The sequence below is a fragment of the Affinundibacterium danionis genome (assembly GCF_042432465.1).
GTDB classification, from domain to species: Bacteria; Pseudomonadota; Gammaproteobacteria; order Burkholderiales; family Burkholderiaceae_D; genus Undibacterium; species Undibacterium danionis.
On sequence record NZ_JBHLXJ010000003.1, the window covers coordinates 14,122 to 39,714 of the forward strand.

The following is a 25,593-nucleotide window of genomic DNA, read 5'->3' on the forward strand; positions in this document are numbered from 1 at the left end:
GACAATAGCAATGCTAGCCCTAATGTTTTCCGAGGTTTGCTCAATCTAATCAATGAATATTCTCCGCTAGGTCAAAAAAATGTCCCAGTAAAAATCGCTTTACTGGGACATCTAGTTTACTGGAGCTTAATAAGAAAACAGAATGTAAGTTCGAATCTATAGAATCAATGTACAGGGCTTTTTTGCTCCCAAAGCCCAACTGGTTGCGATTTCATGCAAACTAGTTCTTAGCAGCGGTTAAAAATACTTTTGCATTCTGATCGAAATAGCCAATAGAGAAATCATGCCATAGAAACAAAACATGATCGGGCTTAAACTGATTTAAAGAGATATCCTGAACAGCACTCAATTCTGTAGGAGTGAGGGTTTTAAAATTATTGACGGAAATATGCCAAACTTCACCAAAATATTCTGAAAACATGCCGGCAATTCCGCGTCCAAAGGAATCAGAAATAACCAATAGTTTAGGTCCTTTCTTTTCATTCTGAGTAAAGCGAGATAGATCGCCAATTTTGGTGGAAGCGCTTGAAAATTCAGGAAAACAAGTATCCCCTCTACATTCTGTAATGCCAGCTTTTTGATAATCGGGCTCTTTAAAACTATCTTCCAAAAGAACGCCAGGTAAAAATCTTTGCATATCCGCGACCTCTCTTTTGGGAACGGTAGACAAAGTCGAAATCGATGGCAGATGAAAGAATTCTGAAGCAATTAATTGCGCGACGGGTCTAGCCCCATCACCGGTCCAGTGGAAAGTTGCCTTGGTATAAAACTCATGTTGCGACGCGATCGCTCTCATTTCTGATAAGGGAAAAATGACTTTTGTAGTCAAGCTTGGATCGCGCTTCAATTGCCCAACGATTTCTGGAACAGGTGGCGTCAACCCCGCGCATTGTTGTTGCAACCAATCCGGCAACATCTCTTGGTACACAACAGGTTTAGTCGGCACAACGAGGAAATGGCTATTTGGGATAGCGGACAGCGCGGAGTGCATAAATGCACTCGCCGTAGTTGCCATACGTTGATGATCATCAGCCTTGGTCCTACGTCCACACAAAAAATGAATCATGGACAAAGGATCTTGTGCGCTATGAGAATTGAAAAACAGAAAATCATTTTTCCCTGATGTCAATTGAACAGAATTCAGATGTCCAAATACATTAAAGTGGAATAGATTATTCCACTCAATCATTTCCATACGTAGGCCGAAATGGTCATTCAAATAGCGATCCATTTTCCCTGGCCAAGACAAACGTTCCTGCGAAGTGAACGGGGTCCCTGGCAAAGCTGCTAGTTCTCTATTTTCGCTATTCACTTTTTCGCTATTCGGCATAAAAAATTGAATATAGGAAGGTGTGGCTAATAGCCCAAACCAGAGAAAAATGAATACGGCGGCTAGAAGTCTATTAAAAATAAAACGAGCATTCTCTAACTTAATCATATCTCGCCCTTTTTAAAACCGAAAATAAATAAATGGATTGTACGCACCGCTAGCAAGACTGATAGCGGAAAGAACGAAAATACCTAATAAGGAGGCGCGTCGAACAGTCGCGAAAAGAAAATGCATCCTTACCCACACGCTACGACGATATGCTCGAAATACATTAGCAGCGATATTTTTAGCTGGCAGCGCGAGAAGTACACCAATGATCAATGCTGTGGTCGTCACACCATTCAAGAAGCTGCCCACTGGTGCTGCTGCGATCTGGAAATGATTCAAACCGAACATCGCATACAAAAAGCCGGCCGCCTGAGAAAACGAGTCAGCGCGAAAGAAAACCCACGCAATCATCACCACTATTAAGGTATAACAATGACGCAAAAAATTGGGCGCTTTTTTTAATAATTCTCCTAGACCTGCTCGCTCGACAATCAGAAAAAATCCATGGAAAACACCCCAAAAAACAAAGGTCCAACTTGCTCCATGCCATAGACCACAAAGGAAGAAGACGACAAAAAGATTAAGATAGGTACGCCATGGAGCAACTCGATTTCCACCTAATGGAATATACAAATAATCTCTAAACCATCGTGACAAGCTTAAGTGCCAGCGTTGCCAAAATTCTGTCAAAGACCGCGCGACATAAGGCAAATTAAAATTTCTCGGAAAGGTGAAACCAAGCATCAATCCAAGTCCAATTGCCATATTTGAATATCCGAAGAAATCAAAATAGATTTGCAGGGAATAACAAACAATACCTAGCCAAGCGACGACAAAACTCAGGTCAGTTGCGGCTACGGAGAAAATTTTGTCAGCTGGGAGCGCTACGATGTTGGCAATCAATACTTTTTGCGCCAAACCCACAATAAAAATTTGTAGCCCTATGTCTATCCTATTCCAAGTGTGATGGCGGTGATGCAATTGTCGAGCGACTGTCGAAAAACGAATAATGGGCCCAGCAACCAATTGAGGAAACATCGTCATATAGGTTGAAAGCGCAAATACATTTTTCTCACACTTAGTCTTTTCTCGATAGACGTCAACTAAATACGAAATCGCATGAAAAGTGAGAAAGGAAATCCCTAAAGGCAGTGCTACGACTTCAAACTCAGGCAGCGCAACATTGGCAGTTACAAAAATACTTTTAATCCCGGCCATTAAGAAATTGAAATACTTGAAGTAAGTCAACCCACCTAAATTAACAATGATGCCGAGAATTAACTCTGGTTTGCCAGTGCGTCCTTGACTCTTTGCCTTGCCAATTGCTAATCCGAATCCATAATTTAACAAAATAGAAATCACCAGCAAACCGAAATTTTCTGGCTCTCCCCATGCATAAAAAATAAGACTCGCAATCAATAAAGCGGTATTTCGAAATGGCAATACGAAATAGATAAGAAGAAAGAGAGGCAAAAAATAGAAAAGAAAGGTAACAGTACTAAAAATCATTATGTAAAGGTCTCCATCGTTTAGCTCACTTTGGACTTGATAATAAAGTAAAGGCGGTACTGTATCAGATTAGTCAACAATATTAATCAACATATTATTTTATCTTCATAGCTAAAAGGATTTTTTTAAGAAATCCATTTTTTCTAACAGCAAAAGGTACTAAAAACTTTGACCAATAAAAAATGCCACGGAAAAAGAATCTACTCCGTGGCATGTTTGTTACTAAGTGAATGCGATTGTCGGAAACTAGCTCACTAATCTCTGCCAAATCGCCGTCGTCGCTGCCGCTTGATTCAAAGAATAAAAATGCAAACCCGGCGCGCCGCCCGCTAATAGGCGTTCGCACATCTGCGTCACCACGTCTAAACCAAAAGCTTTAATCGATGCGCTGTCGTCGCCATAACTTGCCAACTTCAGGCGTACCCAACGAGGGATTTCTGCGCCGCACATTTCTGAGAAACGCATGAGTTGACTACTGTTCGTGATCGGCATAATTCCGGCAACGATAGGTATGCTAACACCCGCTTTTTGCGCATTTTCTACAAATTGAAAATACGCATCCGCGTTATAGAAATATTGAGTGATTGCGGCATTGGCACCCGCTTTCACTTTACGAACAAAGTTATTCAAATCATCTTGTGGTGATTTGGCTTGTGGGTGCATTTCAGGATACGCTGCAATTTCAATCTGAAACCAATCGCCCGTTTCGGCACGAATAAACTCAACGAGTTCATTCGCGTAACGGAACTCGCCGCCCATACCGTAGCCGCTCGGTAAATCGCCACGCAAGGCAACTAAGCGATGAATACCGTGATCTTTATATGTTTGTAAAATCTGACGTATCGATTCACGAGTGCCGCCAACACAAGACAAATGAGGCGCAGCGTCAAAACCTTCTTTACGGATCTCAACAACCGTATCTAAAGTTCCCTGCTGAGTCGTACCACCCGCACCGAATGTGACAGAAAAATACTTGGGATTAAGCTCTGCCAACTTGGCACGTGTCACCCGTAATTTCTCGGTTCCCTCTTCCGTCTTAGGCGGAAAGAATTCAATACTAAAATTATGTGGATTCATTGTTTGAAAGAAGTAAGGTGGAGAGTGTCCATGAGATCACGCTATATAACAAAGCACCAAAAACGGCTGACCAAAAACCTGCAACATGAAAGCCGTCAAACATACTGGCAACTGCCCAGAACATCAGTCCATTAATCACAAAAATAAATAGGCCTAGACTTAAGACGGTTACAGGTAATGTAAGGATTAATAAGATAGGGCGAATCACGGTATTCACAAAACCCAAAACTACTGCGACTAATAGCGCAGTTGTGAAACTATCTATCGTGATGGAACTGAGTAAATACGGCAGGGCTAATAATGCCAACGCGTTGATTAGCCAGGTAGCGAGTAAGCGCATGGCATCTCCAAAGTTTTTACAAATTTGAAAAGCTAAGATCGGCAGAAATTCAATTACTGGGAAGCAGACCGCGAAGTGAAGCACAGCAATAGTTGATATTGCGATTATTCACGACAAAGGTATGCGCCCAGCAATTGGATTTATGGCGCGACTTAGTAGCGATAGTGCTCTGGTTTATACGGACCTTCTTTTTTCACACCAATATAGTTCGCTTGTTCATCCGTCAACACACTCAATTGTGCATTGAGTTTTTTCAATTGCAAACGTGCGACTTTCTCGTCCAGATGTTTCGGTAAAGTGTAAACGCCCACTGGATATTTATCGGTATTGCAGAACAATTCGATTTGCGCGATGGTTTGATTCGCGAAAGAAGAACTCATCACATAGGATGGATGACCAGTACCGCAACCAAGATTGACCAAACGACCTTCCGCCAACAAAATAATACGGCGACCGCTTGGGAAAATCACATGATCCACTTGTGGTTTAATGTTTTCCCACTTGTATTGCTTGAGCGAAGCAACGTCGATTTCATTATCGAAGTGACCGATGTTGCAAACAATGGCTTGATCTTTCATCTTCAACATGTGTTCGTGTGAAATCACATGGTAGTTACCCGTAGTTGTCACGAAAATATCACCATGTTCACAAGCGTAATCCATAGTCACGACGCGATAACCTTCCATCGCTGCTTGCAAGGCGCAGATAGGATCGATTTCTGTAACCCACACTTGTGCAGATAATGCACGCATCGCTTGCGCTGAACCTTTACCTACATCACCATAACCAGCGATCACAGCAACTTTACCAGCGATCATGACGTCGGTTGCGCGCTTGATGCCATCGACTAAAGATTCGCGGCAACCATATAGGTTATCGAACTTGGATTTAGTGACAGAATCATTGACATTGATTGCTGGGAAGGCGAGCTTGCCTTCTTTGTGCATTTGGTACAAACGATGCACGCCAGTTGTCGTTTCTTCGGTCACGCCTTTGATTGCAGCGAGACGTTTAGAGTACCAAGTTGGATCAATCGCCAAATGTTTTTTGATGGAACTGAACAAGCAAGTTTCTTCTTCTGAACCTGGATTGTTCAAAACAGAAATATCAGATTCCGCGCGGGTACCGAGGTGCAACAACAAAGTTGCATCGCCGCCGTCATCCAAAATCATATTGGAGTATCCACCATCTTTCCAGTCGAAAATACGGTGTGTAAATTCCCAATACTCATCTAAGTTTTCGCCTTTAAATGCAAACACCGGCGTGCCGCCAGCAGCGATTGCCGCAGCAGCGTGATCTTGGGTTGAGTAGATATTGCAAGATGCCCAACGTACTTGCGCGCCGAGTGCGTTCAAGGTTTCGATCAGCACCGCAGTTTGGATCGTCATGTGCAGTGAGCCAGTGATGCGCGCACCTTTCAAAGGTTGGCTAGCAGCGAATTCTTCACGAATCGCCATCAAGCCTGGCATTTCTGTTTCTGCGATTTGAATTTCTTTACGACCCCAGTCAGCCAAGCTTAAGTCTGCGACGTGGAAATCTTGTGTGGTTTGAGATGTCATGATGGTGGCGTTCTCACGCCCTCCTTTCTAATAAATGATCAAGAAAAAAGTAACGTGAGCGCAGTTGCTGTGAGTACGATCTCTAGACTTTCTAGCGATCTACTCGTCTGATCCAAGCCTGGCAGTGTGCTTCATTAAAGATAATGAAGGCAAAAATCTGTCGCAGCGCTCCTTGGAGGACTCGAAGTATAACGCAATTCGGGCGGGCTGGTGTAAGGTCTAAAAAATATTTGCTTAAATATTAGGCAACTCAATGTTAGGCGCAAACTCAATTCCAAAGAAAAAGTCCAACTCAATGTCCAGCAAAATCACATACTTTAAAAACGGGTAAACCACTTTCTTCAATCAATTTTGAACCACCTAGCTCCGGCAAATCCACAATCACCGCACCTTCAATCACAGTAGCGCCCAGTCGCTCTAGCAGCTTCTTGCCCGCCATCATGGTGCCACCCGTGGCGATCAAATCATCAATCAACAACACCCTATCACCGCTTTTACAGGCATCGGTATGCAACTCTACAGTGGCACTCCCATACTCTAATTCATATTGTTCGGATACCGTGGTGAACGGTAATTTACCTTTTTTTCGAATCGGGACAAAACCTAAATTCAATTCATACGCCACTACCGAACCGAGAATAAAACCACGCGCATCTAAGCCAGCAATTAGATCGAGTTTGGCGTTTGCATAACGCGCCAGAAAAATATCGATCAATACGCGAAACACCTTAGGATCTTGCAGCAAAGGCGTAATGTCTCGAAACTGTATTCCCGCTTGCGGCCAATCGGCCACGGTGCGTATGTGCTGTTTAATATAATCGTTGACGTTCATCATGGTGGCGCTCTTTCTATTATGTTCTATTCGCTTGTGTGCGATTGTTGGCTAACTTATTTAGCCTTGTTGACTTAGTCTATTCGGCTCATGGCGTCGTTAACACAGCTATCACTTCAACAGGCGCTGTTCTGCACGTGCGACGCCTTCCGCAGTACCACGCAAAACTACCACATCGGCCGGCTGTAACAGCAAATCTTCCGTAGGCTCCAAACGATTTTTACCACGTCGTATGGTCGTTACGTCGACTTCGAATTCGTTCAGATTTAAATCAGCAATCGTTTTACCTAGCGCCTTCAATCGCTCGGTAAGCACGACGGTGTGCAAGCGAATTTGCATAGTCTCAGCATCATCCGCTGCGTCACTTGCGCCCCGGAAGAATCCACGCAAGGATTCGTAGCGCGCATAGCGAGCCGCCTGCACCGTATGCACCACGCGCCGTAAAGGAACGCCCAGCAATACCATAGCGTGCGATGCCAACATCAAGCTACCTTCCATAGAATCGGGCACGACTTCAGTCGCTCCTGCGGCTCGCAATTTTTCTAAATCAGTATCGTCATGACTACGCACCACGACCGGCAAACTAGGATTTAATTCATGCACTAAATGTAGAATTTTTAATGCAGAAGGTGTGTTGGTGTAAGTGATGACCAATGCAGCCGCACGATTAATACCCGCCGCTGTCAAACTCTCTCGTCGCCCAGCATCGCCATAAGAAACATTGGCACCAGCAATTTGTGCTTCGCTGATGCGATCAGGGTCTAGATCAAGCGCGTGGTAATCAATTTTTTCTTCCGTCAGCAAATGCGCCAAGCTTTGTCCGCTACGTCCGAATCCGGCAATGATCACGTGCTTTTTGGTGGTCATGGTTCTGGCTGCGATCTGCGTCAAAGCGAGTGATTGCATCATCCATTCACTGGAAGACAATTTCAATACGATCCAATCCGATTTCGCCAAAATAAAAGGAGAGATAAGCATCGACAACACCATGGACGCCAAAATCAATTGCAGCAATAAAGGATCAATCAAATTCAAACCACCCGCCTGATTTAATAATACAAAACCGAATTCGCCTGCCTGCGCCAAGCCCAATCCAGTGCGCAAAGCGACGCTGGTCGGACATTTAAACAAACGAGCCAGAGCGAAGATCAAACCACATTTCAGCAAAACCGGACCGATCAATAAAATGAGAATGAGCCAACCATACTCCAAGATCAATCCCAAGTTCAGAAGCATGCCAACGGTAATAAAAAACAGGCCTAATAAAACATCACGAAAAGATTTGATATCCTCTTCAACCTGATGTTTATATTCCGTCTCTGAAATCAACATGCCGGCAACAAAAGCACCTAATGCCAATGACAAACCAGCTTTCTCAGTCAACCACGCTGCGCCTAAAGTGAACAACAACAAATTGAGCATGAAGAGTTCTTGAGAACGACGTCGCACGACTATCGCAAACCATTCGCGTACTATTTTCTGACCAACGAAGAACAAAAGAAACAGTACGAGCACCGCTTTCCCGCCTGCGATTGCCAGACTCATAGGTAAATTTTCAGCATTAGATGCCAAGGCCGGAACTAAGATCAACAAAGGAACAACGGCCAAATCTTGGAACAACAAGACACTGATAATCTGACGCCCGTGCGGGCTCTCCAGCTCCAGTTTTTCGGTCAGCATTTTCGACACAATCGCGGTAGACGACATGGACAAAGCGCCGCCGATGGCGAAGGCCGCTTCCCAAGTCATGTCAAAATACTGTGGCAAAATAATTGCGGCCCCCAAACAGACCACCATTGCCAACGCGATCGTCAATATCACCTGCGCCATGCCCAAACCAAATACCGCGCGTCGCATGGAAATGAGCTTCGCCAAGGAAAATTCTAGGCCAATCGAAAACATCAAAAACACAACGCCAAATTCCGCCAGCAAATGGGTGGTCGAACTCTCTTGCGCCCATCCCAAAGCATGCGGCCCAATCACAATGCCGACAGCCAGATAACCGAGCATGGGTGGCAAATTCAATAAACGTAAAGCAACTACGCCTAACACGGCGCTACTGAGCAAAAGTAAAGTGGTATCGAGAGCATTCATGCGTTCTATTATTACCGATTCTGCTTATTCATAGGCAGAGAGAATTCATGTAAGTTGCAGAAAATATCGGCGGCACCACAAATGAAGCATATCGCGATATAAAAATGAAGCCGAAAAAAAACGCAGAGCATTTCGGCTCTGCGTTCATTTTTTAAAAACGACTATGAATTTTATTTCAAGAAAATATCACGATAAGCAGCGTACATAGCCCCAATCAAAACTGGCCCCAACACTAACCAACCCAAGCCCAATGGAATGGTCGCGATAATCGCAAAAACGATATACAAAACAAAGAATACCAAGAATGCGACCCAGTTTTTCAAACTAGCTTTCAAACTAGTCATCAGCGCATCAATAGGTGAAATGTTGTGAAAAACGACCAAAGCTGGTGCAAACCAGATCGCCATTGCCATAGGAATGGAAATAATCACTGCAACCAAAACAAAACCCAAGATCGCCGTTAAACCTAAGCCCAGCAAGCCAGCGCCGCCACTCATTCCCGCGCCGCCAACGAGTGCACCCGTTGCCATCGCACCGCCAAATAACAGCGCAGCAAAAATACCTGCTACAACAGTAATCAACAAAATCGCGATCATCCAAAATACACCTAACAAAGCCAAGGAACCAAATTTGTCTTTAAAGCCCGCAAACAAATAATCAAATGTAACTGGACGGCCTTCACGGCTAGCCTGACCGGCCAACATCAATCCACCAAAAAAGACTGGCATTAACACATTCGATGCCAAACTACCCAGCACAGGCACGAAGGCCAACACCATCATAATGACAAATAATACAACTAACATACCGATCCAAACACCGGCATTTGCCTTGAACTGATCAAAGCCATAACCATACCAAGCGGTTGCTCTTCCGGCGTCGACGGAATTTCCTTCTTGAACGAACTGGGCGCCATCTGGCGTAGTTTGCGCCTCTACAACTTGTGACGCTGGATCGGATGAACTACCGTTAGGATCTACTGAGTATGGATTCATAGTATGACTTTCACAAAATAATCTAATTAAATATGCTTAAAAAACTTTTATATCTGCGCCAAAAAACACAAACAACGACACAAACAACAATACAAAAAAGCGCAAAATACAAATACGAAAATTCGTATCCGCAAAAGTATCCTTGATTACATTTTAATTTACAAGCTTAGCAATTCTTTCTATCTGTACAAATTCGAATTAGGACATTTACCCAACACTTTTTTCATTAGCTCATGATATTCGAACCCATCAAGAAGACATCAAATTAGCTCTGGCAAAGTTCTTGCTTGTTCGTATTTGGTTTATACTCCAACTATGAGTACATCAAATTCTTCCCCTATGCCGTTCTCGGCCGCCCCTGATGCAACTACTAAGCAGACCACAAGTCTGGCTTTGCAGTTGGCTTGCGAAACCCTGCAAATCGAAGCAGATGCCATCTTAAATCTCAAACAACGACTCGCGGGTGACGATGCGCGCAGTTTTGGAGATGCTTTGTCTATGCTGCTACATTGCAGCGGCAGAGTAGTGGTTTCCGGAATCGGAAAATCAGGACATATCGCCAGAAAAATCGCGGCGACCTTTGCCTCCACCGGAACGCCGTCGTTTTTTGTTCACCCAGCCGAAGCAGCGCATGGCGATCTAGGTATGGTAACGGCACAAGATGTGTTTATCGCGATTTCGTATTCTGGCGAAGCGGGTGAACTAATCGCTATTTTGCCGATTTTAAAACGCTTGGGTGTCAAATTGATCGCCTTCACTGGCAATCCTGAATCAACCCTCGCCAAGTTGGCCGATATTCATTTAAGTGTGCATGTAGAAAAAGAGGCTTGCCCCCTCAACTTGGCACCGACTGCGAGTACAACAGTAACTTTAGCTTTAGGTGACGCATTAGCGGTCGCGGTATTGGATGCACGCGGTTTTAAAGAAGAAGACTTCGCTCGCTCACATCCAGGTGGTGCGCTAGGACGACGCTTACTGACTCATGTGAGAGATATTATGCGCGCAGGCGCTGCGATTCCTCATGTCACACCCGATACTGCTTTGACCAAAGCCTTACTCGAAATTACCCAAAAAGGGATGGCGATGACGGCGATCGTTGATGACGACAATCGCATAGTTGGTGTATTTACCGACGGCGATTTACGCCGCATGATGGAAAAACAAAGTAATTTCTCCAACCTCAGTATTGCTGACGTGATGGCAAAAAATCCACGTACAGTACGTCCTGAACAATTAGCAGTTGAAGCTGTGGAAGTAATGGAAACGCATCGTATCAATCAATTACTGGTTGCGGATGCGGAAGGCAAATTAGTAGGCGCTTTGCACATCCATGATTTAACTCGTGCCAAGGTGATTTAATGAGTGACATCACTTTCACAGAAATACAAAACAAGGCCGCGCAAGTGCGCCTGATGATATTTGATGTTGACGGTATTTTGACCGACGGTAGTTTGCATTTTGGTCCCGAAGGCGAAATGATGAAAACCTTCAATGTACTTGATGGCCAAGGCATTAAATTACTACAACAAGCAGGTATCGCCACCGCCATTATCAGCGCCCGACAATCGGCGATTGTTTCTAAGCGTGCCTCGGACTTGGGGATCACACATGTGATGCAAGGGATACACGATAAAAAATCGGCATTCTTACAATTAACACGAGAGTTAGGTGTAGCGCACGAACACTGCGGCTTCATTGGCGACGATGTGATTGACCTGCCAATTTTATTACGCGTGGGCTTCGCTGCCAGCGTACCCAATGGCCATCAAGAAGTACGTACCCGAGTTGACTATATTACCCAAGCCAGCGGCGGACGCGGTGCAGCGCGCGAGGTATGTGACTTCATTCTGAAAGCACAAAACAAATATGACACGGCATTAGCACCTTTTTTGGATGTGCGTTTGGATGTGAATTTGGATGTGCGTTTGGATGTGAATTTGGATGTGCGGTTGGATGTGACAAATGACGGCTGATCGTATCCGAGTATGGCTAGGCGTCTCACTGCTTGGACTATTAATGCTAGGCAGTTTCTGGGCCTATGAGGTTATGCGCAGAAATAGTGAAGAGCGTGCAAATGGCGCCAAAGTGCGTAGTGAGCCAGACTATTTTGTGGAAGATTTTAATTTCGTGCGCTTGTCGCAATCAGGGAATACTAATTACCGCGTGACAGGTGAAAAACTAACTCACTTTCCGCAAGAAGATGAATTTGAAATCCTACAGCCGCGTATTGTCAGCATTGATGAAGACAAGACGCCGATGTTAATTCGTGCTGATCGCGCGATCGTGAAACAGAAAGTCCAAGAGTCGGCAAATGCCAAACCAGAAGACCAGATTCACATGATGGACAATGTGATCATAGAAAGAGCAAAGAGTGCGCGTACTGCTGCGATTATCATGGAAACGAGTTCCTTAATTCTTTACCCTGATAGTGAAAAAATGAAAACAGATGCACGAATCAAAATGACGACTGCAAGAGCGACGATTAGCGCATTTGGTATGGTAGCCAATAACGCAGATCAAAAAGTTCATTTTTTAAAGAACGTACACATAGAGATCGACAATAAAATAGCAAAATAAAGCCATTACCGAGGTGGGGAAATACCGAGATACTGTAAAAATATCTCACATTTAAGTCGCTATAACATCAATGAAAAAGGATTAAATATGGATTTCAAACTAAATCCCACTGCGCGTTTCTTAACATTTTTTGGCAGCGCATTATTTTTGACGGCAACACTGACTTCGTCCGCCCACGCTGAAAAAGCAGATAGCCAAAAAAAGACCTTAATTAATGCAGAACACACTGTCTATGACGGCAAGACCGGCACCAAAACTTTAGCGGGGAATGTCGAATTGACGCGTGGGACTTTGTTGATTAAAGCAGAGAACGCAGTAGAAACCGAAACTAGCGATGGCGGCATGGTCACGCTGTCTGGCAAACCCGGTAGCCAGGTATTTTTCCGTCAAAAACGTGATGGTGGCCCCGACTTATGGATAGAAGGCTCCGCAGATCGCGTTGAATATGACAAGAAAACAGAAGTCGTGAAATTTATTGCCAAAGCCAATGTGCGTTATTTGAGTCAACAAAAAATGACGCAAGAACAAAATGGTGAATTTTTGTCGTATGACAGTATTAACGATGTTTTTACTGCGACTAATTCAACCTCAGGCAAACGTGTTCCCGGTGGCGGTCGCGTGACGATTACTTCAGAACCTAAGCAAGCTAAGACAGAAGCTAAACAAGAAAAATGATATCCAGCACTCTCGCAATTCAAGGTCTGCAAAAACGCTATGGCATGCGCCAGGTAGTTCGTGACGTCTCGCTACAAGTTAAAAGTGGTGAAGTCGTCGGATTGCTAGGCCCAAACGGTGCCGGCAAAACCACGTCCTTCTATATGATCGTTGGTTTGGTGCCCTCCGATGCCGGAAAAATTGATGTCGATGGCACTGACATTTCGCATTTACCGATTCATCAAAGAGCACGTTTAGGCTTGTCTTATTTACCGCAAGAAGCATCGGTGTTCCGCAAACTGTCTGTAGAAGACAATGTGCGTGCCGTGCTCGAACTGCAGCGCGATGAAGAGGGTAAGGCACTGTCTAAAGCCGCGATCAAGCAACGTCTCGACACGCTACTAGAAGAATTGCAAATTGATGGCCTACGCGAGAATCCTGCTCGTGCCTTATCGGGTGGCGAACGTCGCCGGGTGGAGATTGCGCGTGCTTTGGCAACCAATCCACGCTTCGTTTTACTCGATGAACCGTTCGCTGGTGTAGACCCGATTGCCGTGATTGAAATTCAGCGTATCGTGCGTTTTCTGAAGGAGCGCAATATCGGCGTGTTGATCACCGATCACAATGTGCGAGAAACACTCGGCATTTGTGATCATGCATACATTATCAATCAAGGCTCGGTATTGGCGAGCGGACGCCCCGATGAAATCATCACCAATGAGACTGTGCGCCGAGTCTACTTGGGTGAACATTTCCGCATGTAAGCGACGAACTCATCATGAAGCAGAGCTTACAGCTACGTACCTCGCAACATTTGGCTTTGACGCCACAATTGCAGCAATCCATACGATTACTGCAATTATCGACCTTAGAATTACATCAAGAGTTAGAGGTATTACTGACTGAAAATCCATTGTTAGAACGCGTCGATGATGCTTTGGACAATGCTGTGCGTTTGCTGGCGGATGGCTGCATTAATAATGCCACTCAGCAAAATGAAAAAGAATTCCAAAGCGCAGAAAAAACACCCGACACGAGTAGCAACGAGACAGTTAACGAGACAGCCCCAGATGCCGATGCAGGGCCAGTTAACAATGATGACTGGAGCTTCGACGATGCGCCTAGTAATGGCTCTAAATCTAACAACGATGAAGAAGATGGTCGCCCGCAATTAGAAGCCGCGCAGACCACTTTAAGAGAACATCTGTTAGAGCAAATGCGTCTGAACATCAGGGAGCCGCGTGATCGTGCCTTGATAGAATTAATCATCGACGCTATCGATGAAAATGGCTATTTGTGCGAGAGCTTGGACGAAATTTACGAGAGTCTTCCAATTGACCTTTGTGTCGAATTAGAAGAACTACAGTTCGCCCTAACTATGCTGCAAAGCTTCGAGCCTGAAGGCGTCGGAGCGCGCAATACAGCGGAATGTTTGGCCTTACAAATCAAACGTTTTCCTAAAATTCCTTTTGTGACACGCCGCTTGGCGCTACAAATTGTCGAGCAATATTTACCTTTATTCGCGCAACGAGATTTCACCAAATTACGCAAATTTTTGCAATGCGATGATGAAGATTTACGCGAAGCGCAAGTGGTCATTCGTCAATGTAACCCCAAACCGGGTTTGGCATTTGCGATAGCGAAATCAGACTATGTGGTGCCGGATGTTGTGGTCAAGAAAATCGGCGACGAATGGCAGGTGATGTTAAACCGTGATGTCATGCCGCGTCTGCGGATTAATCAGATGTACGCGAGTTTAATGAAGCAACAACGCGGAGATCCTTGTCTCAACCCACAACTGCAAGAAGCGCGTTGGCTGATCAAGAATATGCGTCAACGTTTTGATACGATTTTGCGCGTTGCACAAGCCATAGTGGAAAGGCAATATAATTTTTTCACGCACGGCGCAGTCGCGATGAGACCCCTTGTTTTGCGCGAAATAGCTGATACACTGGGATTACACGAGAGCACTATTTCGCGTGTAACAACTCAGAAATTTATGCTGACACCCCATGGTATGTTTGAGTTGAAATATTTTTTCGGCAGTCACGTCGCAACGGAAACGGGTGGTGAAGCATCTTCTACTGCGATACGTGCGCTGATCAAACAATTAATAGGAGAAGAAGACCAGAAAAAACCCCTCTCGGACAGTAAGATCGCCGACATATTGGGAGAACAAGGCATGGTCATCGCGCGCCGCACAGTGGCGAAGTACCGCGAAGCTCTGAAAATTCCCCCAGTGAGTCTAAGAAAATCTTTATAAACCAGTTCTTGAAATATTGTTTTCTATCGTTATATATGATTTAGCTCAAAACAAATTTCTGCCAATGAGCGATCGTAGTAACGGCAGTATAGAAACAAATGAAGCAATATCACCATAGGAGCGTAGTATGAATCTCACCATCAGTGGACACCACGTCGAAGTTACTCCTGCAATTCGTGAATATGTACAAAACAAGCTAGAGCGGGTAAGACGACACTTCGATCAAGTCATTGATATCGCCGTTATCCTGACGGTTGATAAGCTCCGAGAAAAGGACAAACGCCACAAAGCGGACATTAATTTACATCTCAGCGGCAAAGATATTCATGTAGAAAGTCTGGCGCACGATTTATATGCCGCCATTGACACCTTAATCGACAAACTTGATCGTCAGGTCATCAAACACAAGGATAAAATTCAAGACCATCAACATGATGCGATCAAACATATCCCTGATCCGGCCTCTACACAATTAGATTAATTCAGAATCCCGATTCATCAATTTGATGATCCCTAGGACGCTTTTTAGCGTCCTTTTTTACGTCTTAAAACTGGCAGACATCGGAAATTTCAACTTAAAAGACTGTCGGTCTTTTTCATCTTTTACTTTATGCCCTAAGGTAAAATTCAGCATCACTATTTTTGGCAAATAAAATGAGCTCTCACGTCATCACCGAAATCCGTAATCATGTTGGCATCATTACTTTAGATCGTCCTAAAGCACTAAACTCCCTGTCCTTAGACATGGTGCGTGTGCTCACCGCCACTTTGCGCGCTTGGCATAACGATCCTAATATTCGTGCTGTATTCATACACAGCAGTAGCGAAAAAGCTTTTTGTGCGGGCGGAGACATCCGCTTTTTCTACGATGTAGGCACACTGACACCTAAGGGTGACAGCGCTTTGTTAGAAGATTTTTTCACGGAAGAATATGCGCTCAATCATTTGATTCACTTTTACCCAAAACCTTATATCGCTCTGATGAATGGTGTCGTGATGGGCGGCGGTATGGGTATCGCGCAGTCTGGTGTTGCCAGTCGTTTGCGCATCGTCACAGAGCGTACGAAAATGGCGATGCCGGAAGTGAATATTGGCTTATTTCCTGACGTGGGCGGTGGTTACTTCCTAAATCAAACGTCAGGCGAAATCGGTAGCTATTTAGGTCTCACGGGAGAAATTATTCAGGCAGCTGATGCCATCTATGCTAACTTAGCAGATGTCTATATTCCCACCACACAAATTCCGGCTTTAATGGATTTGATTGCACACCACACAGAAGCGGATTTACGGGTAGCGATACGTCAATTTTCAGCGCAATTTGCATCTGATATTTCGCCAGAGCATTCACAGCTGGCACAATACCGAACGACAATAGACCAACATTTTTCTGGCAATAGTCTGCATAACATTTGTGCGTCGCTTGCAGGTGATGACACCGAATTCGCAAAGAAAACCCTAGCCACCATGCATAAACGTTCACCACTATTGATGGCTGTCACTTTAGAGCAATTACGTCGCTGCCAATCAAGATCGGTGGCTGACTGCTTACGTCTGGAGCGTACCATGGTAAGGCATTGTTTCAAGCATGGTGAAGTATTAGAAGGCGTGCGTGCTTTGGTCGTCGATAAAGACAATATGCCAAAGTGGTCACCGGCTACTATTGCTGAAGTGACTGAAGAAATGATATCCGATTTTTTTGTTGAGGTATGGCCAAGCTATGCGCATCCTTTGGCGCATTTACCGTAGGGCACCTCAGCGTAATACCTAATACCGACGACAAAAAGCCGAAAGATATGCGAACATCTTTCGGCTTTTTTTATCGAATCTCGAATATCTAGTAATTGCGTAGCAGCTTATTTCAGTAAGCCAAACACCTTACCGATAATCTTACTACCCGCAGCCAAAGGATCTTGGCGTATGGCTTTTTCCTCCTCTGCAATCATCGTGTAGAGCGCATCCACTGCTCGGTTGCTGACGTAAGATTCGACCGTCGCTTCTTTCTCAGGTACTGCACCTAACTTTTGTGCTTTGCCCATCACGGCGTTGTACTTGGTTGAGAGTCCAACTTTATCGGTGACGCCTTTGACTAAAGGCAAGAATTTTGCGCTTAAAGATACCGATGTTTTTTCACGGAAAAAATTGGTGACCGAAGTATCACCGCCACTCAAAATATTTTTTGCGTCCGTTACCGACATGCTTTTTACCGCATCCATCAATAGTGGTTTTGCCATCGGCACCGCTGACTCTGCCGCTCGATTCATGGCAACGACGAGTTCATCTAGCTGCTTACTTTGTCCGCTCAATTTCAACAAAGGGCGTGCTTTTTCTAACATTGACGGCAGCGGGATTTTTACTTTGTCGTTACCTAAAAATCCGTCGGCGACACCGAGCTTTTGTAGCGCAGCGTTTGCGCCCGTTTCTAGCGCAGCCTTTAAACCCGCATTCGCATCTTGGTTGCTAAGCTTACTCAAATCGGCAGCATGCGCTTGAAAACTTGCACAGGCCACGACGATCACGCTAGCGCTGTGTTTTACCCATGGTTTCATTTTATGTCCTTACGGTTAATTCAATTCGAATTAAATGCGAATCAAATACGAGTCAAATGCACTTTAGCACTTCTTCAAGAAATTCTAGGTGCTACGTACCACTATCAGTTCTCAAACTTCTTCTATCAAGAATAAGCGCTTGTGCTCACGAATCGCAAAACGATCCGTCATTCCCGCGATATAGTCGGCGATACGACGTGCTTGTAACAAGCGCGATTGTTCACTATCTAACGAGGCTTGCACTCGATAGTCAGGTGGCACCAAATTAGCCTGCGCCATCATCACTTCAAATAATTCACGCACAGTATTCTTGGCTTTATGACTCATGCGATTCACCAGATAATGCCGGTACAAATGCTCGTATAAAAATTGCTTCAATGATTTCGCATCTTGGTAGGTCGCATCTGAGAATGCCATCATAGCGGGCAAGGTGCGCACATCATTAATCGACTTGGGCGCTGCGTCGCGTATCCTTTGCTGCGCTGTCTGGGTCAGGTCACTAATCAGCATATTAATCATGCGCCGTATCGTCTCGGAAATCGCGCGCCGACCACTGATACCCGGATAAGTATCATCCACTTCGCGGCGAAAACGTGCATAGAAATCCACTTCCATTAACTGTGCTTCGGTCAACAAGCCAGAACGCAGCCCATCGTCAATATCGTGATTATTGTAGGCAATTTCATCCGCCAAATTCGTGAGTTGCGCTTCTAAGCTAGGTTGCGTTTTATTAATAAAGCGCAGGCCCAATTCACCCAAGGCCTTGGCGTTATTTATTGAGCAGTGTTTAAGTATGCCTTCACGCGCTTCGAATGTTAAATTCAAACCTTCAAAGCTGGCATAGCGCTCTTCAAGAGTATCAACGACGCGCAGGCTCTGTAGATTATGTTCAAAGCCACCATAGTCTCTCATGCAGGCATTCAAAGCGTCTTGTCCAGCATGACCAAAAGGTGTGTGACCGAGATCATGGGCTAAAGAGATCGCTTCCACTAAGTCTTCGTTCAAACGTAAATTTCTGGCGATAGAACGTGCGATTTGGGCGACTTCAATACTATGTGTGAGACGAGTACGAAACAAGTCGCCTTCATGATTCACAAAGACCTGAGTTTTATATTCTAGGCGACGAAACGCTGCGCTATGGATGATACGATCTCTGTCGCGTTGAAATTCGGAGCGGGTACCGGGACTAGGTTCTACGAAACGCCGCCCCTTAGTTTGCGCGGATTGTGCAGCATAAGGGGCTAGATGCGTATCGGTGAACATACTGTCCTCGGTGATTTTATGCAGACATCAGGTAGGCAAAATACAAGCATTCAATGTCGCCAACAAAGTGGCTTTAGGAACCTGAGTAATCATACTCTGACCCAGAGGCTTCAACAGAATGAATTTGATTTGACCGCCTTCATTCTTCTTATCCACTTCCATCAGATCCAACCAAATTTGCTCGCCCAGATCTGGTGCGACGGTAGGTAATCCAGCGGCTTCAACTAATTTACTGATGCGGACTTTAGTCACATAGTCGATATAGCCAAGGCGATACGATAAATCTGCAGCCATCACCATACCGCAACCGACCGCTTCGCCATGTAACCACTTGCCATAACCAAGCCCCGATTCAATCGCATGTCCGAAAGTATGGCCAAAATTCAAGATCGCACGCAATCCACCTTCGCGTTCATCCTGACGCACCACATTGGCCTTGATCTCACAGGAACGTAACACCGCATAGGCAAGCGCCGTTGGGTCTTTAGCACGTAATTTTTCTATGTTGACTTCTATCCAATCAAAGAATGTGAGATCAATAATCGCACCATGCTTAATCACCTCGGCCAAACCTGCGGACAATTCGCGATCAGGTAAAGTATTCAAGCTAGAAATATCAGCAATCACGGCTTGCGGTTGATAGAACGCGCCTATCATATTTTTGCCTAAGGGATGATTAATCCCAGTCTTTCCACCAACCGAAGAATCAACCTGAGCTAGCAAAGTAGTTGGGATCTGAACAAAGGGAATACCACGCATATAAGCCGATGCGGCAAAACCAGTCATATCTCCGATCACACCACCACCTAATGCCAGCAAGGTGGTTTTACGATCACACTTTTTCGCCAACAATGCGTCGAACACTAGCATCAGGCTTTCCCAGGTTTTATGTTCTTCACCGTCTGGCAGTACGATAGCTTCGACCTGTTTTCCGAGTTGAATTAATTGATTTTGCAAAGCGTCCAAATACAGCGCAGCAACCACGGTATTGGTGACTATCACCACGCGCTGTCCTTTGATTCGCGCTTGTAACAAACCATCATTCGACAGGAGATTTTGGCCTATGGAAATCGGATAAGCGCGCTCGCCCAAATCCACGTTTAAGGTATGTGCTTGCGCTGATTCAAATTCCATCGTTGACTTTATTTTGGCTGTCGGATTAAGTTGCTTTATTACTTGTTTAGACAAGTTCTCTGTGACGGCAAATGCATCTCGCTCTGAAGGCATCTTTTCTATAATCGTCTGCACCAAGGTTTGTAATTGTGGCTGCCCAGTCTCGATGACCATGTGTGCCACTTCGCGATACAAAGGATCACGTTGTTGCTCCAGCTCTTCGAGTTTTTTACGGGGATCTGCGGTACGCAACAACGGTCGTTTTTTATCATGCCGGGTTCGATGCAGAATACTGCTGATACCGGCTTTCAAATAAACCACCGTTCCACGTGTATGAAGAAGGGCACGGCTTTGTGGATTCAAAATCGCACCACCACCTGTGGCCAGTACGATGCCATCTTGTTGGCAAAGATCGCGAATCACATCAGCTTCACGCTGACGAAAACTCGCTTCCCCTTCAATTTCGAATATCACTGAGATAGCGACACCAGTACGTGCCTCTATCTCATGATCAGAATCCACAAATCGCTTGTTAAGTTTTTTTGCGAGGGCTCTGCCAACCGTTGTCTTGCCAGAGCCCATCAGACCTACTAAAAATATATTACTGTTCACTGCATTCTGCTTAAATTATGACTAATCGTTTAGTTGCCACAACCATCTGCACCAGCACCTCTTGAATTATCGCGAATTACCAATGTACTAGTCGCGGTCGCGCCCAAATTATCTAAAGCAGTAATTGTCAGTAAATAAGTGGAACCACGCTGATAAACATTAGAAAGATCTACAGGATGAATGCATCGAGTCCCTTGACTTCCGACGCCGATAGAAATGGAAGAGCCAGAAATTGTAACATTAGACTTTACTAAGTCACTAGTCAGCGCACGATATGGAGCAGTGCCACCCTTTATTTCCAAAACGATTGTACCTGTATTGTCTTCGCCCACTTCAATTGTTGAAGGTGAGATACGCATCAATGAGGCATCCGGCTTTGCTGTAATAGACACTTTTTTTGCAACCCCTTGCGCATCTACAATAGAAACCACTGTAGATCCGACATTTATTAATTTTGCAGTAAAAGTATTGTTAGATTGAACAATAGTAGCGATGCTAGGATTATTATTCGTAATGGTAAATGGTCCGATTCCACCTAAAATCGAGAAATTTAATGTATCCCCCAAAGCACCTGTTGAATCACCAGGCAATACTTCCAGCAACGCCGACGCGGCTAAAGTAACAGTCACATTTACGTCCGCAGTAACACCAGTAGCATCACGAATTAACAATTGTGCGGATCCTACAGCAACGCCATTCACAACATAATTTTTCCCATTCATTGTTACCGCAGCGACACTTGTGTTACTACTAGTTATTGTATATGGTTGAATGCCACCATTGATAGAGTACTCAGGTGAAGTAGTACCAACCGCAACAATCAATGTACTAGGCGCAGATGTAAATAGAGTCGACCCAGACACGACAGTCAGCTCAATTTTTTTATTTCCACCCAAACTATCAGTAACAGTAATCGTTGTTGATCCCGGTGCTACACCTACTATGGAAAACTTAGATCCATTTTGATCCACCGTTGCTACCTGACGACTTCCGCTCGTTACAAAATAAACTCCACTACCACCACCTATAGAAAATATAGTAGAAGTTGCACCAACTCCTAATGTCATTTTTTCAGGTGCAGTAGTAAATAAATCTACGCCAGAACCAACGGTCGCTTCAATTAATACCCGTGCACCACTATTGTCGGTTACAGTGATTGTGGCAGCTCCGCCACCGCCGCCAGTGATCGTCAAAATTTTTCCATTAACACTGACACTAGCAGCACCTGAACTACTAGTCGCTTTATAACCACCGACACCACCACCAATATTATAAGTTTGCACTTCATTAGGGGCGATCGTGATTTTCTCCGCCGCAGTTGTAAACAGAGCGGCACCACTCGTATTACCAGGAGAGCCGCCACCACCGCCACAGGCAGATAGCAGAGCAAATGTGGTGAATGCTAGAACTGCGCGAATATACTTCATCATGGAACACCTATTAAATATAAATTGATACCAGAGGCGTTTTAATATGAACCTAAAAACGCCCCTCGAATTACTGATTGCTGATTACTAATTACTGATTGGCTAAACTACCTGTCAATTGAACTTTTGGTGTGATAAATATCAAGAGTTCGGTTTTATTATTTGTTTTACCACTAGACTTAAATAAGTTACCAAACAAGGGAATATCGCCTAAGAAAGGAATTTTTGTCACATCATTACGCTCTTCTTGCGTGTAAATCCCACCGAGTACAACAGTGCCACCATTTTCAACCAAGACATTGGTTTTAACTTGCTTAGTATTAATTACAGGGCCGCCGCGAGTTTCTTCACCTCGGCTGTCTTTATGAACATCAACGCTAAGAATAATCGTGCCATCAGGTGTAATTTGAGGGGTAACATCAAGACTTAATGTCGCCTTTCTAAAAAAGATAGCAGTTCCACCGCTTAGAGTCGCAATTTGGTAAGGAATTTCCTGACCTTGCTCGATGTGCGCGGGAGTTTGGTCCGCTGTCACAACACGTGGGCTAGATATAATCTTGCCATCACCGTCTGCCTCTAATGCCGACAATTCTAGATTAAGGAAACGATTGGCAGCCGCAGAAAACAAGCTAACGGCAAAACTACCAGCGTCAAGACCACCAATACCAGCTGCGGGCAAATTAATAAATTGCGTATTGGGTATATAGCTCTTCTCAGTAATCTTTGCCTGCCCAGTTTGCTCACCCACACCTAAATAATTACCTGTGATGGCAGCTCTCTGATTGCCAGAAATACCAAAACCAACATCCCCACCTCTAAACCCTCGCATATCGGCAAAGCCTAGTTTTGCACCAAGATTTTTACTAAATTTATTATCTGCCTCAACAATTCTAGCCTCAATAACAACTTGCTTAGTTGCCACATCTATTTTTTGGATCAGTTTACGAATTTCTTCCAACTTGGTGGAGACATCAGTCACAAACAATTGATTGGTTCTAGGTTCTGGCGACACGCTACCACGCTTAGATATCATACGATTTGCGGGTGTCTCACCTAAGAAAAGTTTAACGAGGTTCTCAGCTTTTTGATACTTCAGTTGGAATCCTTCCGTTTTCAAAGGCTCAAGCTCTGCGATCTGCGCTTTACGTTCAAGTTCCAATTTTTCTTTGGTTTGGAGTTCTTCTTTTGGTCCTATCATAATGACATTACCATTTTTACGCATATCCAAATCTTTGATCTGCATGACAATTTCTAAGGCTTGATCCCATGGCGTGTCAATTAAACGTAAAGTCAGGCTACCAACCACTGAATCTGTCGCAATAATATTAACGCCACCTTGTTCAGCAATAATTTGTAAGGCTGCTCGTATATCAACATCTTGGAAGTTCATACCAAAACGTTCGCCCTTATACCCTTGGGTACCTTGAGTCAATTTGTTTGGGTCTTCTTTAATAGGCTTAACTTCGATCACTAACTGGGTATCACTTTGATACACACTGTGTTCCCAAAGACCTTTGGGTTCTATCGTCATTCTGACGTTTTCACCTTTGCGTTCAGTACTCACTTTTTGTATTGGTGAGCCGTAATCGGAAACATCCAAATTACGTTTTAAGATTTCAGGCAAACTCACATTAAACAAGTCAACAACGATTTTTTGTCCTTGTAATTTAGGATCGACGGCAATTTGGTTACTCGGTAAATCAATAATCACACGTCCTTCACCAGCTACGCCACGACGGAAATCAATATCGCGGATACTCTGCTTACCAATGGCCTGCTTAGTTTGATCGACAACAGGCAAGCCAACAGAATTTACCGGGGTTGCCAAACCACCGGAACCATCAATCGTCACAATTAATGAGTTTCCTTCCACCAAAGTCGCATAGTTCAATGATCGATTTAAATTGAACACTAATCTTGAACGTCCAGGGACTTCAATCAGATTCAGATTACGCACTTCCCCCAAACCAATATCTATCGCCGATTTCCCAGTGGCATTGGTAGTGTTAGCGAAGTCAAGAGAAATACGAGCTGGATTAGCGATAGAAAATGCAATCGGATTTTTTTCGATTGGTTTTTTCAGATTAATTTTGACGATAACATTCGCACCTTGTTGATTTGCCGTAATGGAATCAATCGAATTATCGTTTTGAGCGAATACGGATTGGCATACCATGGCCAATCCCAGAAAAAGAAACTTAATGCGCATGGCGCTCCTCGTGCTTTTATTTATCAATGCATTCATTTTTTCGCCTCTTGCAATTCTAAGCTTGCTTTTCGTTCAGTCCACTCACCAGTTGCATCCTGTACGGTCTCTACTATGTCGATTTTGGTATCACTAATACTGACGATCTTGCCAAAATTCTGTCCAATATAAGCACCTAAAGTAGCGGGAAAAACTGCTTTCCCTACTTGTATCAACGCCTGAAATGATTTGCGATTATCAAAAGTACCAACCATTTTCATCGACTCTAGTGGGTAACCTTCCAGTGCCTCTTTGGGACGATCAAAGTCAGGTTTGAGACCATTGTCATTTGCAGCTTTCAAGCGGGCAAATACCACCATCAATTTACTTGCGTCAAATGGATCAATCAGGTTGCCATGTTCATAGGAAACGGGCACAAATAATTTAGGCTCAGACACTGGTTTGACACGTACCTGAGTTTCTTTTTGTACTTGATCCATCCAGACCTTTAGCTCGCCTACACCGTTATCACCACAAGCAGTTAAAGCCAACAGCACGAATACGGAGCTAAGTATTTTTATCATTTTCATTTTTTAGCTCCTTTCTCTTTTTCTTTTTTCTTTAATTCCTGCTGACTAGCAACCTCTTCAGGATCTAAATAACGATACGTCTTTGCAATTCCATCCAAAACAATACCCGGTTTTTTAGCGTCTTTACTGACAGAAAAAGTTAAATTGTTCAAAGTAATAATGCGCGGCAATTTAGCGATATCACTAACGAACTGCCCTAAGTCGTGATAATTAGCGACCATTTGTATATCGATAGGCAGTTCAGCGTAATAATCTTTAACCACAACCGCGCCGGGTTTAAACAAGTCAAAACTCAGACCACGACCATTAGCAGCAGAGTTAATATCGTCAAGCAAAGCTCCCATCTCAGCACTGCTAGGCAGTTGCTTCTCCATACGCAAAACATATTGATCAACCAGCTTTTTCTGCTCTTTTAAAGCTTCTAAGCTAATCGACTGTTGCACCTTAGATTTGTAGGTATCCTTTAATTTTTGTTCTTCCTGCTGCCCACGATCGATTTCTTCAATTTGTGGATCCCAGTAAAAAAACCAGCCCGCCACCAATACGACAAGCAGCAAAGCACCAGCAGCCAGCATACGC

At 44.3% G+C, this 25,593-nt stretch carries 23 protein-coding genes and 1 riboswitch; of the genes, 8 read left to right on the forward strand and 15 right to left on the reverse strand.

The genetic code is table 11. The annotated features are described in order from the left end of the window. Nucleotides 1-220 precede the first annotated feature (220 nt). The 8 genes from ACFFJH_RS02780 to ACFFJH_RS02815 form a co-directional block, all read right to left on the reverse strand. A complete protein-coding gene (locus ACFFJH_RS02780) occupies nt 221-1,195 on the reverse strand; it encodes an alginate O-acetyltransferase AlgX-related protein (protein WP_390209922.1) in 975 nt (324 codons plus the stop codon). Between the two features lie 255 nt (nt 1,196-1,450). Then, nucleotides 1,451-2,887 (reverse strand): MBOAT family O-acyltransferase, encoded by a 1,437-nt coding sequence (locus ACFFJH_RS02785; protein WP_390209923.1) that lies wholly within the window; start codon nt 2,885-2,887, stop codon nt 1,451-1,453. Nucleotides 2,888-3,133: 246 nt separating this feature from the next. After that, entirely contained in the window at nt 3,134-3,964 is an 831-nt protein-coding gene (gene metF / locus ACFFJH_RS02790) for a methylenetetrahydrofolate reductase [NAD(P)H] (protein ID WP_390209925.1), read from the reverse strand. Continuing rightward, on the reverse strand, nt 3,951-4,304 hold the full coding sequence (locus tag ACFFJH_RS02795) for a phage holin family protein (RefSeq protein WP_390209927.1): 354 nt from the start codon (nt 4,302-4,304) through the stop codon (nt 3,951-3,953). The genes metF and ACFFJH_RS02795 overlap by 14 nt, the downstream gene beginning before the upstream one ends. A gap of 152 nt (nt 4,305-4,456) precedes the next feature. Next, complete coding sequence (ahcY, locus tag ACFFJH_RS02800) at nt 4,457-5,863, reverse strand: adenosylhomocysteinase (RefSeq protein ID WP_390209928.1); 1,407 nt, start codon at nt 5,861-5,863, stop codon at nt 4,457-4,459. A 49-nt stretch (nt 5,864-5,912) separates the two neighbouring features. Then, a riboswitch (S-adenosyl-L-homocysteine riboswitch) is annotated at nt 5,913-6,043 on the reverse strand. Between the two features lie 112 nt (nt 6,044-6,155). Further along, entirely contained in the window at nt 6,156-6,698 is a 543-nt protein-coding gene (locus tag ACFFJH_RS02805; RefSeq protein ID WP_390209929.1) for an adenine phosphoribosyltransferase, read from the reverse strand. Nucleotides 6,699-6,806: 108 nt separating this feature from the next. Beyond that, a complete protein-coding gene (locus tag ACFFJH_RS02810) occupies nt 6,807-8,789 on the reverse strand; it encodes a cation:proton antiporter domain-containing protein (protein ID WP_390209930.1) in 1,983 nt (660 codons plus the stop codon). Nucleotides 8,790-8,959: 170 nt separating this feature from the next. Then, the gene (locus ACFFJH_RS02815) at nt 8,960-9,784 is read right to left on the reverse strand and encodes a BPSS1780 family membrane protein (RefSeq protein WP_390209932.1); all 825 of its coding nucleotides are present in this window, start codon (nt 9,782-9,784) and stop codon (nt 8,960-8,962) included. Nucleotides 9,785-10,123: 339 nt separating this feature from the next. Between ACFFJH_RS02815 and ACFFJH_RS02820 the strand changes: the two genes are divergently transcribed. The 8 genes from ACFFJH_RS02820 to ACFFJH_RS02855 all read left to right on the forward strand — a co-directional run bounded on the left by ACFFJH_RS02820 (nt 10,124) and on the right by ACFFJH_RS02855 (nt 17,024). Beyond that, complete coding sequence (locus tag ACFFJH_RS02820; protein ID WP_390210266.1) at nt 10,124-11,143, forward strand: KpsF/GutQ family sugar-phosphate isomerase; 1,020 nt, start codon at nt 10,124-10,126, stop codon at nt 11,141-11,143. Continuing rightward, the gene (locus tag ACFFJH_RS02825) at nt 11,143-11,757 is read left to right on the forward strand and encodes a KdsC family phosphatase (protein ID WP_390209933.1); all 615 of its coding nucleotides are present in this window, start codon (nt 11,143-11,145) and stop codon (nt 11,755-11,757) included. The genes ACFFJH_RS02820 and ACFFJH_RS02825 overlap by 1 nt, the downstream gene beginning before the upstream one ends. Then, entirely contained in the window at nt 11,747-12,361 is a 615-nt protein-coding gene (lptC, locus tag ACFFJH_RS02830) for an LPS export ABC transporter periplasmic protein LptC (protein ID WP_390209934.1), read from the forward strand. The genes ACFFJH_RS02825 and lptC overlap by 11 nt, the downstream gene beginning before the upstream one ends. A gap of 87 nt (nt 12,362-12,448) precedes the next feature. After that, nucleotides 12,449-13,036: a lipopolysaccharide transport periplasmic protein LptA gene (gene lptA, locus ACFFJH_RS02835; RefSeq protein WP_390209935.1), complete on the forward strand. Its 588-nt coding sequence runs from the start codon at nt 12,449-12,451 to the stop codon at nt 13,034-13,036. Beyond that, nucleotides 13,033-13,779 carry an LPS export ABC transporter ATP-binding protein gene (gene lptB, locus ACFFJH_RS02840; protein WP_390209936.1) on the forward strand — a complete coding sequence of 249 codons (747 nt, stop codon included), beginning with the start codon at nt 13,033-13,035 and terminating at the stop codon, nt 13,777-13,779. Before lptA ends, lptB begins: the two co-directional genes overlap by 4 nt. 14 nt (nt 13,780-13,793) lie before the next feature. Beyond that, nucleotides 13,794-15,278 (forward strand): RNA polymerase factor sigma-54, encoded by a 1,485-nt coding sequence (locus ACFFJH_RS02845; protein WP_390209938.1) that lies wholly within the window; start codon nt 13,794-13,796, stop codon nt 15,276-15,278. Nucleotides 15,279-15,405: 127 nt separating this feature from the next. Beyond that, entirely contained in the window at nt 15,406-15,759 is a 354-nt protein-coding gene (gene hpf, locus ACFFJH_RS02850) for a ribosome hibernation-promoting factor, HPF/YfiA family (RefSeq protein ID WP_390209939.1), read from the forward strand. A gap of 173 nt (nt 15,760-15,932) precedes the next feature. After that, the gene (locus tag ACFFJH_RS02855) at nt 15,933-17,024 is read left to right on the forward strand and encodes an enoyl-CoA hydratase/isomerase family protein (protein WP_390209940.1); all 1,092 of its coding nucleotides are present in this window, start codon (nt 15,933-15,935) and stop codon (nt 17,022-17,024) included. A 107-nt stretch (nt 17,025-17,131) separates the two neighbouring features. Here ACFFJH_RS02855 and ACFFJH_RS02860 read toward each other — a convergent pair whose 3' ends face one another. From ACFFJH_RS02860 to ACFFJH_RS02890, 7 genes are all read right to left on the reverse strand, one after another. After that, on the reverse strand, nt 17,132-17,824 hold the full coding sequence (locus ACFFJH_RS02860) for a DUF4197 domain-containing protein (protein WP_390209941.1): 693 nt from the start codon (nt 17,822-17,824) through the stop codon (nt 17,132-17,134). 111 nt (nt 17,825-17,935) lie between these two features. Further along, complete coding sequence (locus ACFFJH_RS02865; protein ID WP_390209942.1) at nt 17,936-19,087, reverse strand: deoxyguanosinetriphosphate triphosphohydrolase; 1,152 nt, start codon at nt 19,085-19,087, stop codon at nt 17,936-17,938. Between the two features lie 27 nt (nt 19,088-19,114). Next, on the reverse strand, nt 19,115-20,812 hold the full coding sequence (gene aroKB / locus ACFFJH_RS02870; RefSeq protein WP_390209943.1) for a bifunctional shikimate kinase/3-dehydroquinate synthase AroKB: 1,698 nt from the start codon (nt 20,810-20,812) through the stop codon (nt 19,115-19,117). A 29-nt stretch (nt 20,813-20,841) separates the two neighbouring features. Then, the gene (locus tag ACFFJH_RS02875) at nt 20,842-22,242 is read right to left on the reverse strand and encodes a hypothetical protein (protein ID WP_390209944.1); all 1,401 of its coding nucleotides are present in this window, start codon (nt 22,240-22,242) and stop codon (nt 20,842-20,844) included. A gap of 88 nt (nt 22,243-22,330) precedes the next feature. Beyond that, a complete protein-coding gene (gene pilQ, locus ACFFJH_RS02880) occupies nt 22,331-24,448 on the reverse strand; it encodes a type IV pilus secretin PilQ (RefSeq protein ID WP_390209946.1) in 2,118 nt (705 codons plus the stop codon). Nucleotides 24,449-24,480: 32 nt separating this feature from the next. Next, entirely contained in the window at nt 24,481-25,014 is a 534-nt protein-coding gene (locus tag ACFFJH_RS02885; protein ID WP_390209947.1) for a pilus assembly protein PilP, read from the reverse strand. Continuing rightward, the gene (locus ACFFJH_RS02890; RefSeq protein WP_390209948.1) at nt 25,011-25,589 is read right to left on the reverse strand and encodes a type IV pilus inner membrane component PilO; all 579 of its coding nucleotides are present in this window, start codon (nt 25,587-25,589) and stop codon (nt 25,011-25,013) included. Before ACFFJH_RS02890 ends, ACFFJH_RS02885 begins: the two co-directional genes overlap by 4 nt. Nucleotides 25,590-25,593 lie beyond the last annotated feature (4 nt).

Excerpts from the sequence above, each read along its gene's own strand:
- ACFFJH_RS02780 (WP_390209922.1), bottom strand. The coding sequence starts at position 1,195 with ATGGAAATGATTGAGTGGAATAATCTATTCCACTTTAATGTATTTGGA.
- ACFFJH_RS02785 (WP_390209923.1), bottom strand. The coding sequence starts at position 2,887 with ATGATTTTTAGTACTGTTACCTTTCTTTTCTATTTTTTGCCTCTCTTT.
- metF (WP_390209925.1), bottom strand. The coding sequence starts at position 3,964 with ATGAATCCACATAATTTTAGTATTGAATTCTTTCCGCCTAAGACGGAA.
- ACFFJH_RS02795 (WP_390209927.1), bottom strand. The coding sequence starts at position 4,304 with ATGCGCTTACTCGCTACCTGGCTAATCAACGCGTTGGCATTATTAGCC.
- ahcY (WP_390209928.1), bottom strand. The coding sequence starts at position 5,863 with ATGACATCTCAAACCACACAAGATTTCCACGTCGCAGACTTAAGCTTG.
- ACFFJH_RS02805 (WP_390209929.1), bottom strand. The coding sequence starts at position 6,698 with ATGATGAACGTCAACGATTATATTAAACAGCACATACGCACCGTGGCC.
- ACFFJH_RS02810 (WP_390209930.1), bottom strand. The coding sequence starts at position 8,789 with ATGAATGCTCTCGATACCACTTTACTTTTGCTCAGTAGCGCCGTGTTA.
- ACFFJH_RS02815 (WP_390209932.1), bottom strand. The coding sequence starts at position 9,784 with ATGAATCCATACTCAGTAGATCCTAACGGTAGTTCATCCGATCCAGCG.
- ACFFJH_RS02820 (WP_390210266.1), top strand. The coding sequence starts at position 10,124 with ATGCCGTTCTCGGCCGCCCCTGATGCAACTACTAAGCAGACCACAAGT.
- ACFFJH_RS02825 (WP_390209933.1), top strand. The coding sequence starts at position 11,143 with ATGAGTGACATCACTTTCACAGAAATACAAAACAAGGCCGCGCAAGTG.
- lptC (WP_390209934.1), top strand. The coding sequence starts at position 11,747 with ATGACGGCTGATCGTATCCGAGTATGGCTAGGCGTCTCACTGCTTGGA.
- lptA (WP_390209935.1), top strand. The coding sequence starts at position 12,449 with ATGGATTTCAAACTAAATCCCACTGCGCGTTTCTTAACATTTTTTGGC.
- lptB (WP_390209936.1), top strand. The coding sequence starts at position 13,033 with ATGATATCCAGCACTCTCGCAATTCAAGGTCTGCAAAAACGCTATGGC.
- ACFFJH_RS02845 (WP_390209938.1), top strand. The coding sequence starts at position 13,794 with ATGAAGCAGAGCTTACAGCTACGTACCTCGCAACATTTGGCTTTGACG.
- hpf (WP_390209939.1), top strand. The coding sequence starts at position 15,406 with ATGAATCTCACCATCAGTGGACACCACGTCGAAGTTACTCCTGCAATT.
- ACFFJH_RS02855 (WP_390209940.1), top strand. The coding sequence starts at position 15,933 with ATGAGCTCTCACGTCATCACCGAAATCCGTAATCATGTTGGCATCATT.
- ACFFJH_RS02860 (WP_390209941.1), bottom strand. The coding sequence starts at position 17,824 with ATGAAACCATGGGTAAAACACAGCGCTAGCGTGATCGTCGTGGCCTGT.
- ACFFJH_RS02865 (WP_390209942.1), bottom strand. The coding sequence starts at position 19,087 with ATGTTCACCGATACGCATCTAGCCCCTTATGCTGCACAATCCGCGCAA.
- ACFFJH_RS02875 (WP_390209944.1), bottom strand. The coding sequence starts at position 22,242 with ATGATGAAGTATATTCGCGCAGTTCTAGCATTCACCACATTTGCTCTG.
- pilQ (WP_390209946.1), bottom strand. The coding sequence starts at position 24,448 with ATGCGCATTAAGTTTCTTTTTCTGGGATTGGCCATGGTATGCCAATCC.
- ACFFJH_RS02885 (WP_390209947.1), bottom strand. The coding sequence starts at position 25,014 with ATGAAAATGATAAAAATACTTAGCTCCGTATTCGTGCTGTTGGCTTTA.
- ACFFJH_RS02890 (WP_390209948.1), bottom strand. The coding sequence starts at position 25,589 with ATGCTGGCTGCTGGTGCTTTGCTGCTTGTCGTATTGGTGGCGGGCTGG.